The sequence below is a fragment of the Roseateles chitinivorans genome, assembly GCF_050632145.1.
Lineage (GTDB): Bacteria > Pseudomonadota > Gammaproteobacteria > Burkholderiales > Burkholderiaceae_C > Roseateles > Roseateles chitinivorans_B.
The window spans coordinates 2,218,185-2,232,317 of record NZ_CP192577.1 but is presented as its reverse complement, the minus strand read 5'-3'; the positions used below and the strand labels follow the sequence as shown (position 1 = coordinate 2,232,317).

At 70.4% G+C, this 14,133-nt stretch carries 11 protein-coding genes; 8 read left to right on the top strand and 3 right to left on the bottom strand.

Annotation, left to right across the window (positions count from 1 at the left end; genetic code table 11):
• Window positions 1–30: 30 nt before the first annotated feature.
• The 5 genes from thiC (at window position 31) to ACQ86G_RS10180 (ending at window position 5,809) form a co-directional block, all read left to right on the top strand.
• Entirely contained in the window at window positions 31–1,944 is a 1,914-nt protein-coding gene (thiC, locus tag ACQ86G_RS10200) for a phosphomethylpyrimidine synthase ThiC (protein ID WP_431260464.1), read from the top strand.
• 5 nt (window positions 1,945–1,949) lie between these two features.
• On the top strand, window positions 1,950–3,026 hold the full coding sequence (locus ACQ86G_RS10195) for an FAD-dependent oxidoreductase (RefSeq protein WP_431260463.1): 1,077 nt from the start codon (window positions 1,950–1,952) through the stop codon (window positions 3,024–3,026).
• On the top strand, window positions 3,023–3,241 hold the full coding sequence (thiS, locus tag ACQ86G_RS10190) for a sulfur carrier protein ThiS (protein ID WP_431260462.1): 219 nt from the start codon (window positions 3,023–3,025) through the stop codon (window positions 3,239–3,241). The genes ACQ86G_RS10195 and thiS overlap by 4 nt, the downstream gene beginning before the upstream one ends.
• Before the next feature lies 1 nt (window position 3,242).
• Window positions 3,243–4,064, top strand: a complete 822-nt coding sequence (locus ACQ86G_RS10185) for a thiazole synthase (protein ID WP_431260461.1) — start codon at window positions 3,243–3,245, stop codon at window positions 4,062–4,064.
• Between the two features lie 128 nt (window positions 4,065–4,192).
• A complete protein-coding gene (locus tag ACQ86G_RS10180) occupies window positions 4,193–5,809 on the top strand; it encodes a bifunctional hydroxymethylpyrimidine kinase/phosphomethylpyrimidine kinase (protein WP_431260460.1) in 1,617 nt (538 codons plus the stop codon).
• A 102-nt stretch (window positions 5,810–5,911) separates the two neighbouring features.
• Here ACQ86G_RS10180 and ACQ86G_RS10175 read toward each other — a convergent pair whose 3' ends face one another.
• A complete protein-coding gene (locus ACQ86G_RS10175; protein ID WP_431260459.1) occupies window positions 5,912–7,960 on the bottom strand; it encodes an alkaline phosphatase in 2,049 nt (682 codons plus the stop codon).
• 77 nt (window positions 7,961–8,037) lie between these two features.
• A complete protein-coding gene (locus ACQ86G_RS10170) occupies window positions 8,038–8,586 on the bottom strand; it encodes a hypothetical protein (RefSeq protein ID WP_431260458.1) in 549 nt (182 codons plus the stop codon).
• Window positions 8,587–8,720: 134 nt separating this feature from the next.
• Here ACQ86G_RS10170 and ACQ86G_RS10165 point away from each other — a divergent pair, with 134 nt between their 5' ends.
• Window positions 8,721–9,371: a class I SAM-dependent methyltransferase gene (locus tag ACQ86G_RS10165; protein WP_431260457.1), complete on the top strand. Its 651-nt coding sequence runs from the start codon at window positions 8,721–8,723 to the stop codon at window positions 9,369–9,371.
• A 143-nt stretch (window positions 9,372–9,514) separates the two neighbouring features.
• Here the strand turns inward: ACQ86G_RS10165 and ACQ86G_RS10160 are convergent, their stop codons facing one another.
• Window positions 9,515–9,880, bottom strand: a complete 366-nt coding sequence (locus tag ACQ86G_RS10160; protein ID WP_431260456.1) for a PspC domain-containing protein — start codon at window positions 9,878–9,880, stop codon at window positions 9,515–9,517.
• Between the two features lie 184 nt (window positions 9,881–10,064).
• Here ACQ86G_RS10160 and ACQ86G_RS10155 point away from each other — a divergent pair, with 184 nt between their 5' ends.
• Together ACQ86G_RS10155 and ACQ86G_RS10150 are read left to right on the top strand one after the other, a co-directional pair.
• Window positions 10,065–10,769: an alpha/beta hydrolase gene (locus tag ACQ86G_RS10155; RefSeq protein WP_431260455.1), complete on the top strand. Its 705-nt coding sequence runs from the start codon at window positions 10,065–10,067 to the stop codon at window positions 10,767–10,769.
• Between the two features lie 49 nt (window positions 10,770–10,818).
• Complete coding sequence (locus ACQ86G_RS10150) at window positions 10,819–14,061, top strand: prolyl oligopeptidase family serine peptidase (protein WP_431260454.1); 3,243 nt, start codon at window positions 10,819–10,821, stop codon at window positions 14,059–14,061.
• Window positions 14,062–14,133: the final 72 nt, after the last annotated feature.

The following is a 14,133-nucleotide window of genomic DNA, read 5'->3' as shown; positions in this document are numbered from 1 at the left end:
TCAGCCTCCGGCGCCCAACCGGAGACCTCGATGAACGACCTGACCCCTCCAGCCGGCCATGACAGCGCGACTTTCCACGACCGCCTCGCCGCCAGCCGCGCCCCGCTGCCCGCCTCGACCAAGACGCATGAACACGGCGTGCTGCATCCGCAGCTGCGCGTGCCGCTGCGCGAGATCGCGCTGACCAACGGCGAACGCCTGGCGGTCTACGACACCTCCGGCCCGTACACCGATCCCGCCGTCGCGACCGACGTGCGCCGCGGCCTGCCGGCCACGCGCGCCGCCTGGGTCGAGTCGCGCGGCGACACCGAGCCGTACGCCGGCCGGCCGATCCAGCTCTTCGACGACGGCCTGCGCGAGACCGCGCAGCAGGACGCGCTGCGCGCGCAGAGCGCCGCGCTCACGCGTCCGCCGCGCCGCGCGAAATCCGGCGCCAACGTGACGCAGATGCACTACGCCCGCCGCGGCATCGTCACCGCCGAGATGGAGTACGTGGCGATCCGCGAGAACGGCCGCCGCGCCTGGATGCACGAGTACCTGTCCGATACCGAGCGCGAGCAGCGCCTGCGCGGCCAGGGCCTGGGCGCGCAGATCCCCGGGATCATCACGCCCGAGTTCGTCCGCGACGAGATCGCCCGCGGCCGCGCCATCATCCCGGCCAACATCAACCACCCGGAAGTCGAGCCGATGGCCATCGGCCGCAACTTCCTGGTCAAGGTCAACGCCAACATCGGCAACTCGGCGGTGAGCTCGGGCATCGAGGAAGAGGTCGAGAAGCTGGTGTGGGCGACGCGCTGGGGCGCGGACACGGTGATGGACCTCTCCACCGGCCGCAACATCCACACCACGCGCGACTGGATCCTGCGCAACAGCCCCGTGCCCATCGGCACCGTGCCGATCTACCAGGCGCTGGAGAAGGTCGGCGGCGTGGCCGAGGACCTGACCTGGGCGCTGTTCCGGGACACGCTGGTGGAGCAGGCCGAACAGGGCGTCGACTACTTCACCATCCACGCCGGCGTGCGGCTGCCTTTCGTGCCGATGACGGTCAAGCGCCGCACCGGCATCGTCTCGCGCGGGGGGTCGATCCTGGCGAAGTGGTGCATCGCGCATCACCGCGAGAACTTCCTGTACACGCACTTCGAGGAGATCTGCGAGATCATGAAGGCGTACGACGTCAGCTTCTCGCTGGGCGACGGGCTGCGGCCGGGCTCGCTGGCTGACGCCAACGACGAGGCCCAGTTCGCCGAGCTGCGCACGCTGGGCGAGCTGACGAAGATCGCGTGGAAGCACGACGTGCAGACCATGATCGAAGGCCCGGGGCACGTGCCGATGCACATGATCCAGGCCAACATGACCGAGCAGCTCAAGCACTGCGACGAGGCGCCGTTCTACACGTTGGGCCCGTTGACGACGGACATCGCGCCGGGCTACGACCACATCACCAGCGGCATCGGCGCCGCGATGATCGGCTGGTTCGGCTGCGCGATGCTGTGCTATGTGACGCCCAAGGAACACCTGGGCCTGCCCGACCGGGACGACGTCAAGCAGGGCCTGATGGCCTACAAGATCGCCGCGCACGCGGCCGACATCGCCAAGGGCCATCCGGCGGCACGGGCGCGCGACGACGCGTTGTCCAAGGCGCGCTTCGAGTTCCGCTGGGAGGACCAGTTCAACCTCGGGCTCGACCCGGAGACCGCGCGCGAGTTCCACGACGAGACCTTGCCCAAGGACAGCGCGAAGGTGGCGCACTTCTGCTCGATGTGCGGGCCGAAGTTCTGCTCGATGAAGATCACGCAGGACGTGCGGGAGTACAGCGCGCAGCTGGCGGCGAACGGCGAAGGCGGCAGCGGCGAGGGGATCGCGGCCGAAGCCGGCATGCGCGAGAAGAGCGCCGAGTTCCTGGCCGGCGGCGGCGAGCTCTACATCCCGATCCGCCAGGCCTGAACGCGATGGCCACGATCGCCATCGCCGGGGCGGGGCTCGCCGGGCGGCTGCTCGCGTGGACGCTCGCGCGGGCGGGCCATGCCGTCGAGGTCTTCGACGCGTCGCCCGGTCCCGAGCCCGTGTTCGACGCGCAGGGCGCGGCCGCGTTCAGCGCGGCCGGCATGCTGAGCCCGCTCGCCGAGCAGGAACAGGGCGGCGCGGAGATCGCCGCGCTGGGCTGGCGATCGCTGGCGTTGTGGCCGGGCATCGTCGAGGCGCTGTCGCGGCGCGCGTCGGACGGGACGCCGAGCCCGCCGCCGGTGCCGCTGCGCATCGACGGCAGCCTGCTGCTGTCGCATCGCGCGGACCTCGGCGCGGCCCAGCGCGCGCTGATGCGCATGCCGGGCGCGGAACCGCTCGATGCGGACACGCTGCGCGCGCTGGAGCCGATGCTGGCGCCGGGTCTGCGCGGCTGGCTGCTGCCCCGCGAAGGCCTGATCGCGCCGGTACCGGCGATGGCCGCACTGCTCGCGGGCGCGGAGGCAGCAGCGGCGCACTGGCACTGGTCGCGTCCTGTCGACCAGGTGTTGCCCGGCGAGCTGCACTTCGTCGACGGCGGGCGCTGGCGCGGCGATTGGGCGATCGACGCGCGGGGGCTCGGCGCAAGGCCGCCGCTGCCGCTGCGTGGCGTGCGCGGCGAGATCGTCACGCTGTCGCTGCCGCAGCACGGCCTGCGTCGTCCGGTCCGGCTGCTGCATCCGCGGCATCGCGTCTATCTCGTGCCGCGTACCGACGAGGAACTGGTCGTCGGCGCCAGCGAGATCGAGAGCGAGGACCGCAGCCCCGTCTCGCTGCGCTCCGCCGTCGAGCTGATGGCGGCGGCGCAGAGCGTGCTGCCGGCGCTGTCGGAGGCACGCATCGTTCGGCTCGATCGGCATCTCCGGCCGGCGCTGCCGGACAACCTGCCCTTCACCCACCACGAGCCCGGCCTGCTGCGGCTCAACGGCCTGTACCGCCATGGCTGGCTGCTGGCGCCGGCACTGGTCGAGCGGCTGCTCGACGCGGCCGGACTCGCTGCCCCTCTCCTGGAGATTGCTCAATGACCGCCCTCCCCTTGATCACCGTGCGGCTCGACGACCGCGCCGTGGCGATGCCCGCGGGCGCAACGCTGGCGCAGCTGCTCGAACTCGAACGCCGCGAGGCAGCCGCCGTGGCCACCGCGCTGAACGGCCGCTTCGTGCCGCGCGACGCGCGCGCCGGCACGGCGCTCAACGACGGCGACGTCGTGCTCTTCTTCCAACCGATCGTCGGAGGCTGATATGCCGTCCTCTACCCCGCATCGCCCTGCCGATCCGCTGTTGATCGACGGCATCGCGCTCGACAGCCGATTCTTCCTCGGTACCGCCGGGTATCCCAGCCCCGTCACGCTGTGCGACGCGATCCGCGCCTCCCGCTCGCAGGTGCTGACGGTCGGCCTCAAGCGCACGCTGCAGGCGGGCGACAACGGTGCGCTGTCGCAGGCACTCGCCGTCGGACGCGAGCAGGGCGCCCGCCTGCTGCCCAACACCGCCGGCTGCCGCAGCGCGCGCGAGGCGGTGCAGCTCGCCCACATGGCGCGCGAGCTCTACGACACCGCGTGGATCAAGCTCGAGGTCATCGGCGACGACCACACGCTGCAGCCCGATCCGTTCGAGCTGGTCGCGGCGGCGACGGAGCTCACGCGCGAAGGCTTCGTCGTCTTCCCGTACTGCACCGAGGACCTGATCCTCGGCCGGCGGCTGCTGGACGCCGGCTGCCCGCTGCTGATGCCGTGGGGTGCGCCGATCGGCTCCGGCCAGGGCCTGCTGAACCTGCACGGGCTGCGCACGCTGCGCGAGCGCCTGCCCGACACGGTGCTGGTGATCGACGCGGGCCTGGGCGCGCCGTCGCAGGCGGCGCGGGCGATGGAGCTGGGCTTCGACGCCGTACTGCTGAACAGCGCGGTGGCGCAGGCCGGCGATCCGGTGGCGATGGCTGGCGCATTCGGCGACGCCGTGCGCGCGGGTCGGCGCGCCTTCCGCGCAGGCCTGATGGCGCCGCAGGCCTTCGCGGTCGCGAGCACGCCGGTGAGCGGCCACGCCTTCCTCCTGGGGGACGCATGAATCAAGAGAACGACTACGGCGAACACGCCGATCGAGCGGGGCAGGTCGATCGATCTGAACGAACTGATCGCGCTGATCGTACTGATCGCATCGAAGGTCCAGACCGGCGCGATCACGTCACGGTGACCATGCCATCGCCGCTCGTGCCGCATCCGACTTTGCCTTCGTCCTGGGCATCAGCCATCGATCCCGACCTGCTGACGCTCACGCCGTGGACCGACGATCCGACGCCGCCGATCCTCTGGAGCGTCGCGGGCACCGACAGTGGCGGGGGCGCGGGCTTGAGCGCCGACACGCGTGCGGCCGCCGAGATGGGCGTGCATCTCTGCGCCGTCGTCGCGGCGGTGACGGCGCAACATTCGGTGGGCGTCAAGGCGGTGTTCCCATTGCCCGTGAGCCAGGTGCGAGCACAACTGGGCGCGCTGAGACAAGACCTGCCCCCGCGTGTCGTCAAGACCGGGCTGCTCGCGAGCGCCGGGACGGTCGACGCGCTGCTGGCGCAGATCGGCGACACGCCGCTGGTCGTCGATCCCGTGCTCGGCGCGAGCGCGGGCGGCGCGGCGTTCTGCGACGACGCGCTGCTCGGCGCCTACCGCCATCAACTGATCCCGCGCGCCGTGCTGATCACCCCGAATCGGCGCGAGGCGGAACGGCTGCTCGGCGTGGCCTCGGGCCAGCTGCCGGTGCCGGAGCTGGCCGCGATGCTGCGCGGCATGGGTGCGCGCGCCGTCTGCATCACCGGCGGCGACGACACGGCGCAGGTGGACGGGCTCTCGATGGATTGGCTGGACAGTCCGCTGGCGACCGGATGGATCGCCTTGCCGCGTCTTTCCGGCCGCAACGGCGGAACGCCGAATCACCACGGCAGCGGCTGCACCTTTGCCACCGCGGCGGCCGCGGCGCTCGCGCGCGGCTTCGCGGTGCCGGACGCGGTGATCCTCGCGAAGATGCTCACCTGGTGCGCGCTGCGCGATGGCCACGCGGCGGGCGCCGGCGCCGGGCCGCTCCGGCCCGATCGACACTTCATCGACGATCCTCGCGCGATGCCGGTGATGGGCTTCGATGACGAGACCTCGCCCGACCGCGCCACGCTGACGCGCTGGCGCGAAGTGCTGTGGCCGGCGTCACGCCGCGCGGCGCCCTTCGCCACCGGCCTGTACGCGATCACGGACCGGCCGGAGCGCGTGACGGCGTTGGCGCTCAGCGGCCACTTCACCCATCTGCAACTGCGCATCAAGCGCAGCCCGTCGACCGACGACGACGCGCTGCGCTCGGCGATCCGCGACGCGGTGCGCGACATGGCGGGGCGCTCGGCGACCTTGTGGATCAACGACCACTGGCGACTGGCGCTCGACGAAGGCGCGCGCGCACTGCACCTCGGCCAGGAGGACTGGGCGGGTCTGAATGCCGGGGACCGCGACGACCTGCAGCAACGTCGCTCGCGACACGGCGTGCGACTGGGACTGTCGAGCCACAGCCTGTGGGAACTCGCCCGCGCACGCGGCGCGGCGCCCGACTACATCGCCTGCGGCCCGCTGTGGCCGACGACGACCAAGGACATGCCGTGGCTGCCGCAAGGCCTGGCGCAGTTGCGCTGGTGGGCGCGCATGGCCGGCGTGCCGGTGGTCGGCATCGGCGGCGTGCTGGAGGAGCGCCAGTGGCGCGCCGGCATGGCCGCAGGCGCTTCGGCGATGTGCCTGGTGCGGGCGGCGGAGGAGATGGTGGCGAATGGAAGGTTGAGGTGAGCACCTCTCCATCCGCTCGTTCAAACGATGGAAGCCCAGTCGATACGACTGGGCTTCCGAAGGCCACAAAGGGCAGTTTTCCAGATTGCGAAGCGATGACGTTTACTTCTTCGCGACCTTCGCCGGCCGCTTCGCACCGGTCGCATCCGCCGGCGCGGTCGCGCCCTTCACCGCCGCCTGCGCGAGCTTGAAGAACACGTCCGTGTTGTCGATGACACCGGTGAACGCCAGCGCGCCCGGACCGAAGGCCGACAGCGGGATGTCCGTCGCCGTGTGCACCGCCTGCTCGCCGGGCACCTGGCCCGTGACCAGGAATTCACCCGTCGCATCGTCGCGCTCGGCGGCGTTGGCCGGGTACCACTTCAGCGGCTCCGACTTCGCCAGCGGCTGCTGCGAATCACGCAACGGCGTCGCGTTCGTGCGCCAGTCTTCGTAGCGGTCCGCGTTCGCGCCGTATCCCACCAGCAGGCGGTAGTCGATGTCGGTCGCTTCCGGATAACCGTCCGCGGCGATGCGGTAACGCGGGAAGCCCGCCTTCTCGTACACGCCGACGACCTTGTCGCGCAGGTTGGCCGCGCCCTTCTTCGTCGCCGCGTCCAGCAGCGCCTGGTCCGTCAGCATCGAACCGCCGATCAGCGCCGCGCCCGAGCACTCGTGGTCCGCCGTCACGATGACCAGCGTGTCGCCGTTCTCGCGCGCGAAGTCCTGCGCCACCTGCACGGCACGGTCGAACTCGATCGTGTCCAGCATCCAGCGCTCGCTGTCCATGTTGTGCGCCTGCTTGTCGATCGAGGCCCCCTCGATCATCAGCACGAAGCCCTTGGACTGCTTCTTCAGCGTCGCGATCGCGGCCTTGGCCATCTCGTCGAGCATCGGCTGGTCGGGGAAGCCGTAGTCGTCGACGACGCTGCCGCCCGCCAGGCCCTTCTTCGCACCGCGGCGGCCATCGATCTTGTCCAGCGCCACGTTCATGTTGGAGAACGCGAACAGGCCCAGCAGCTTGTCAGCGCCCGCGCCCGCCGTGGCGGCGTCGAGTTCCGTCTTCGTCGGCGCGTAGCGGTAACCGGCACCCTGGAATTCCTGGATCAGGTCGCGGCCCTTGTCCTTCGCGCCCGGCGCGGCGCCCCAGCGCTTGACGATCTCGGACGTGTGCGGATCGGTCGAAGAGAACGCGTAGTCGTTGCCGTCGGCGCGCTCCGAGCCCGCCGTGCCCGCTGGCAGGAACCACTTGCGGCCGCCGCCCAGCAGCACCGTCAGGCCGGTGCGGGAACGGTCGTCGAAGAACTGGTCGACGATGCCGGTGCCTGCGCCGCGGTTGCTCGTGTGCACCGCGTTGCCGGCCGGCGTCGCGTCGAACACGTCCGCCGTCGTCACGATGCCCAACGCCTTGCCCTGCGTGCGGTGCAGGTACTCGGACAGGTATTCGATGCGCGGGTTGTCGAAGGGCTCGATCGTGTCGTCGGGGAACACGCCTTCTTCATTGTTGTTGTTCTTGTTGCCCGAGACATAGGACGTCATGCCCGGCGACGAGTCCGTCACCACCGAGTTCAACGACGCCGTCTTCACCATGCCCGTCGCCGGGAAGGTGTCCATCGCCAGCGGGTTGATGACCTTGCCCTGCGCGTAGCCGCCCTTGACGATGCGGGCCGCGGTGCGTTGCGCCGCACCCATGCCATCGCCCAGCAGGATGATGATGTTCTTGACCTTCGGGCCCATCGCCACGGTGAACGGCACCACGTCGAAGTTGCCGGTGGCGGCGACCTTCTGGCCGTCGGACTGCGTGGCCTCGACGCTGAACTCGTGGCGGCCGGCCTTCTCCAGGCTCACCGCGCGGATCGTGGCGATCGCGGTCTCGGCGCTCACGCCCTTCACGCAGCCGGTGGCGCAATCGCGCAGCGCGACCGTCGCGTCGACCGGCTTGCCGTCGATCACGAAGCGCGCGGCCGTGATGCGCTGGCCGGCATCCGGCTTGATCGTCGCCTGCAGGTCGAAGCGCTGACCGGGCAGGAAGCGCGCGATCACGGGCTCCGGCTGGCCGGTGGAGAAGCGCTCGCTCGGCGGCGTCAGGCGGGTGACGGTCGGGGCGGCCTGGGCAGCGCTCAACGCCAGCAGCGCGCAGGCGCCGGCGAGCAGGGAAGGCAGGTGTTTCATCGTGAAGGACTCGAGTCGGGGAAATCGGGAACCGCGCGAGCTGCGGTCAAGGGCAGATCAGGAGCGATCGGCGAAGGTCAGTGCCGATGCCCGTGCGTGTCGGGTTGAGCGGCGGCGGCCGACTGCGCTTCGAGCGCGCCGGCCGGCAGTTGCAGACGGATCCAGGAGACGCGGCCGGACTCGTCCTCGACGCGGCCGATGGACAGCGTGCCGGTGAGCGCCACCAGACCGTCGCGATGCGCGACCAGACGTTCCTGCTGCGACGGATCGAGCAGCACGGTCACGGCGGCGGCCGGCAGGTCGTCGGCCTCGCCGTCGGCGTGCTCGCTCATGCGCACCGGGCGCGGCGTGAGCCAGAAGCGACCGGGCTTGGCCTGCTCCTGCGCGACCATGTAGCCCACGAGCCGCACCGGGCGGCCGTCGGCGGCGCGCAGCACATCGGACAGTTCCAGCCCTGCCGGACCGATCGGCGACTTGAAGAACTGCGAGAACTTCAGGTCGGACGCCACATCGGACGCCGCCGCGATCGGCGCGGACTCGGCGTACGCGACAGACGCGACCAGGGGAAGGGCGACGGCGGCGCAGAGCACGGCGATCGAGCGGGCGGCACGGCGGGCAAGCCGCATACCTGTGGTGAGTTGGACGCACATAGGGACGCGATTCTTTCGGCCCCGCATGACGGTTCCGTGACGCACCGTTTTTCTTGCTTGACACCGGCCTCCGCGCCACGAGAAGCTGGCCCGGCAACACAAGGGAGTCCATGAACACGCCAGACCCCAGTCCCGGCCGGCAGGCGTCGAACGCGCTCTATGCGCGTCGTGCGCCGGTCTACGACTACGAGTTGATGCCGGTGGCGCCACTGCGGCGCGAGGCGATCGCCTTGCTCGACCTGCAGCCGGGGCAGACCGTGCTCGACATCGGTGCGGGCACGGGTCTGAGCCTGCCCGGTCTCAGCGCTGCCGTCGGACGCACCGGAAGGATCGTCGCCGTCGAGCCCTGCGAGACGATGATGCGCCAGGCCAAGCAGCGCGCGCGGGTGGAGCATCTCCCCGCACCGATCGACTTCCTGGGCGCCGCCGCGGAGGACGCGGACTACGCGTCCGTGCTTGGCGCGCGCCGCGCGGACGCGGCGATCTTCTTCTTCACGCACGATGTGCTGCAGAGCGACGAAGGCCTCGCGCGCGCCCTTGCGGCGCTGAAGCCCGGTGCGCGCATCGTGGCCGCGGGACTCGCGTGGGCGCCGCCGTGGATGCCGATGAGCAACCTGTTCGTGCTCGGTGCGGCGATGCATTCGATCGTGCGCATGGACGGACTCGAGTGCCCGTGGCGTCTACTCGAATCCCGGATGAAGAACGCGGAGGTCGAGCGCCGTTGGCTCGCCTCCGCGTATGTGTTGACGGGCTCGGCATAGAAGGCCTGCCGCAGTCCTCGGTAGCAAAACCGTTGCAGGAGGGGGCTGGTCAGGGACGGTGAGGCGTGAGGTTTCAGCGCTTGCCGCTGGGGCCTCATGCCTCGGCGGCCAGCGCACCGACCTCGGCAGGCAGGCGTCCTTCCTCAGTCCTCCAGCGGCACGAAGATCCACAACAGCAAATACAGCAGCACCCCGCCGCCGGCGCAGGTCGTGAGCGCCACGAACACGATCCGCCAGAACCAGGCGGCCAGGCCGCTGAGCCGGGCGAGTCCGCCGCACACGCCGCCGATCCAGCGGTCGTCGCGGCTGCGGCGGAAGGTGTTGATCGCGTTCACCACCGGGGCGCCGCTGCCGTTGCCGTGCGGCGTGGCATACGCATAGGAGGTCGAGCTCGACGACCGGTTGCTGGCGTTCAGCACCCGCTCCTTGGCCTTGGCGAACTCCTCGTCGCTGAGGATGCCGCGTTGATGCAGATCGGCCAGGCGGTTCAGTTCTTCGCTGTCGGACATGGGGGGCTCCTTTCCCGGAGAGTCGTGCATCGGTTGATGCGATGGCGTGAAGACTACGGATCCGCCCCGGCCGGTGCGAGCCGCGTGCGACCGGCTGCATCTGGGCGCGATGCGGAGCGGTTGAGCCGCGACAGGGCGTTTCCACCCAGGACCGGCGACGCGGGGCGGACTAGCATTCCCGTCCATGAACCTCGAAACCATCGAACTGCAGACCCCCCAGGCACCCCGTTTCAGCCTGCTGGTGCTGCACGGCCTGGGCGCCGACGGCAACGACTTCGTCCCCGTGGTCCAGGCCCTGGACCTGTCGCCGGTGCTGGCACTGGGCGGCCTGCGCGTCGTGCTGCCGAGCGCGCCCGAGATCCCCGTGACCATCAACGGCGGCATGCGCATGCGCGCCTGGTACGACATCCGCCACGGCGATCTGAGCCAGCGTGAGGACGCCGACGGTCTGCGCGTGTCGCAGCGCCTGATCGAGGACCTGATCGCCCGCGAGCACCGCGAATTCGGCATCCCGCCGGAGCGCGTCGTGCTGATGGGCTTCTCGCAGGGTTGCGCGATGACGCTGATGACCGGACTGCGGTATCCGAAGCGGCTGGCGGGGCTGGTGGGCCTGTCCGGCTACCTGCCCGTGCTGGACACGACCGAGGCCGAGAAGAACGCCGCCAACGCGGACACGCCGATCTTCCTGGCGCACGGCAGCCATGACGGCGTCGTCGTGCCCGCCCGCGCTCAGGCGTCGCTGGCCGAGCTGCGCCGGCTCGACTACGACGTCGAGTGGCACGAATACCCGATGGCCCACGAGGTCAGCATGGACGAGATCCAGGCCCTGCAGGGCTGGCTCGTGAAGACGCTGACCGCCGCGGGCGCCGCAGACGCCACCGGCGACTGATCCGCTCACGGCCTCCTCGCCCCCTTCCTCCTACCTCCTCCAGCGTCCCATGTCCCACCGGTCTTTCCTGTCCTCGCTGCCCGCGCTGTCGCTCGCCCTGCTGCCGCTCGCGCCGCTGACCGCGGCCACGCCGCCGCAGTCGGCCACGCCCGTCGCCACCGCGGCGGCCGCCGTCGGTCAGCCCGCCGCCGTCAAGCTGCCGATCACGCATGACATCTACGCCACCTGGCGCAGCATCCAGCACACCCAGCTGAGCCGCGACGGCCAGTGGATCGCGTATGCGCTCGTCGCACAGGAGGCCGATGGCGAGCTGGTCGTCCGCCGCATCGCCGACGGCCGCGAATACCGCGCGCCGCGCGGCACCTCGCCGCAGTTCAGCGCCGACGGACGCTTCGTCGCCTTCGCCGTGCAGCCGACGCGGGTCGACCTCGACAAGGCCAAGAAGGACAAGAAGAAGGGCGACGACGCGCCCAAGGCCGGCGCCGCATGGATGGATCTGTCGACCGGCAAGGTCGAGTCCGTCGAGCGCGTGAAGCGCTTCGGCTGGGGCAGGGACGGCGGCCAGCATCTGGCACTGCTGCTGGAGGCGGCGGTCAAGAAGGACGCCAAGGACACGAAGGGGTCGACCGCGAAGGCCGATGCCGACAGCGATCTCGTCGATGCCGACAGTCCCTCCGATCAGGAGGCGCCGCCCGAAGGCGGTGGTCCCTCCGCGAAGAAGGCGCCCGGCAACGATCTGCTCCTGATCGACGCCGAGACGAAGCAGCGCAACACCTTCAAGGATGCGTCGGACTTCGCCTGGAACAATGCCGGCACGCTGCTGGCCTACGTGGTCTCCGTCAAGGAGCCGGCGAAGAAGGACGCGGCCAAGCCGGCCGCGCCGGCGACTCCGTCGACGCCCGCCCCGGCTTCTTCCTCCGCTTCCGGTGCGTCCGGCGCTTCCGCCGTCGCGGACGCCCCGCCCGCGGTCGCGGCCGACGCGAAGTCCGTCGCCGACGAGACCGCCCGCGAAGGCGTCTACGTCATCGACCCGGCCGCGCCGACACAGGCCCGCGCGGTGATGTCCGGCGCCGGCAGCTACAAGCAGCTGCGCTTCGACGAGGCCGGCCGCCGCCTGGCCTTCGTCAGCAGCCGCGACCACGTCGCCGAGACCAGGGCCGTCGAGAAGGCGGAGAAGGCGAAGAAAGCCGACGACAGGAAGGAAGAGAAGAAGGACGAGAAGGCCGACAAGCCCGATCCGACCCCGTTCAAGCTCTTCCTGTGGAAGGCCGGCCAGGAGCGCGCTTCGGTGCTGGTCAGCGGCGAAACCGCCGGCATGCCCGCCGGCTGGACGCCGAGCGAGCACGCCGCGCTCGCCTTCAGCAAGGACGGGCAGCGCCTGTTCCTCGGCACCGCCGAACTCCCCGCGCCCGAACCGAAGGACGCGCCCGAGCCGATGAAGGTCGACCTCTGGCACTGGAAGGATCCGGAGCTGCAGTCGGCGCAGAAGGCCAAGGCCGAACGCGAACGCGCGCGCAGCTACCGCGCGGTCGTTCACCTGGGCAACGACGTCGACGCGGCGCGCTTCGTGCAACTCGCGACGAAGGACCTGCCCACGATCCAGGTCAACGAGAACGCCACCGTCGCGCTCGGCCTGAGCGAGCTGCCGTACCGCCAGCTGATGTCGTGGGAAGGCGCGTACATGGACGCCTACGCCGTCGACCTGAACACCGGCGCGGCCAAGCCGCTCGCGCGCAAGCTGCGCCACGCGCCGACGCTGTCGCCCGCCGGCCGCTACGTGCTGGGCTTCGACGCGCCGGCCGCCCGCTGGATGGCCTGGCGCACCGACACCGCCGCCGCCATCGACCTGACCGGCAAGATCAAGTCGCGCTTCGACAACGATGACCGCGATGTGCCCGACCTGCCCTCGCCTTACGGCAGCGCCGGCTGGACCGCCGACGACGACAGCGTCGTCGTCTACGACAAGTTCGACCTCTGGGCCGTGCAACCGGCCACCGGCCAGGCCCGCAACCTCACGCAGGGCTGGGGTCGCCAGCAGCAGCTGCAGCTGCGCGTCGTCCCGCTCGATCCCGAGGACGCCGACAAGAAGCCGCTGCCCGCCGACGCGCTCACGCTGGCCGGCACGCACGACGTCACGCGCGCCAGCGGCTACTACCGCGTCGACGGGACCGGCGGCGTACCCAAGGCGCTGATCCAGGACGACCGCATGATCGGCGGCCTGATCAAGGCCAAGGACGCGGACCGCATCGCCTTCACGCAGCAGACCTTCACCCAGTTCCCGGACCTGTGGACCTCGACGCTCGCGTTCCAGCGGCCGCAGCAGATCAGCGACGCCAACCCGCAGCAGTCGCGTTATGCGTGGGGCACGCAGGAGCTGATCGAGTACACCGCCGCCGACGGCAGGAAGCTGCGCGCGCTGCTGGCCAAGCCGCCCGGCTTCGACCCGAAGAAGCAGTACCCGATGATGGTCTACATCTACGAGAAGATGACCGACAACCGGTACCGCTACATCCCGCCGGCGCCGTCGCAGAACATCAACGTCTCCCGCTACGTCAGCAACGGCTACCTGGTGCTGCGGCCGGACATCGTCTACACGACCGGCCAGCCGGGCAAGAGCGCGATGAACACGGTGCTGCCGGCGATCCGCCAGCAGATCGCCAAGGGCTACGTCGACCCGAAGCGGGTCGGCATCCAGGGACACAGCTGGGGCGCGTACCAGATCAACTACCTGATCACGCACACCCATCAGTTCCGCGCGGCGGAGGCCGGGGCGTCGATGGCCAACATGGTCAGCGGCTACGGCGGCATCCGCTGGGGCGCGGGCATCAGCCGCGCGTTCCAGTACGAGCACGGCCAGAGCCGCATCGGCGCCACGCCGTGGGAGCGTCCGGACCTGTACCTGGAGAACTCGCCGATCTTCCGTGTCGACAAGGTCACCACGCCCTACCTGACGATCCACAACGACGAGGACGATGCCGTGCCCTGGTACCAGGGCATCGAGTTCTTCACCGCGTTGCGCCGCCTCGGCAAGGAGGCCTACTGGTTCAACTACAACGGCGAGAAGCACGGCCTGCGCGAGCGCGACAACATGAAGCACTACACCGTGCACATGGCCGAGTTCTTCGATCACTACCTGCTCGGCAGCCCGCGCCCGACCTGGATGGACCAGCCGGTGCCCTACCTGGAACGCGGCAAGCGCGACGTGATGGGACAGTTCAAGCCGGCGACGCCGACGCCCGAGACCGCCGTCGCCAAGGGCCAGGAATCGACGACCACCACCAACGCCAGGTAATCGTCGTCCACAACGAGCCCCAAGCCGTCGCAAGAACGACGGTCACCGGGACACGCACAGGGCGTGGGGTTC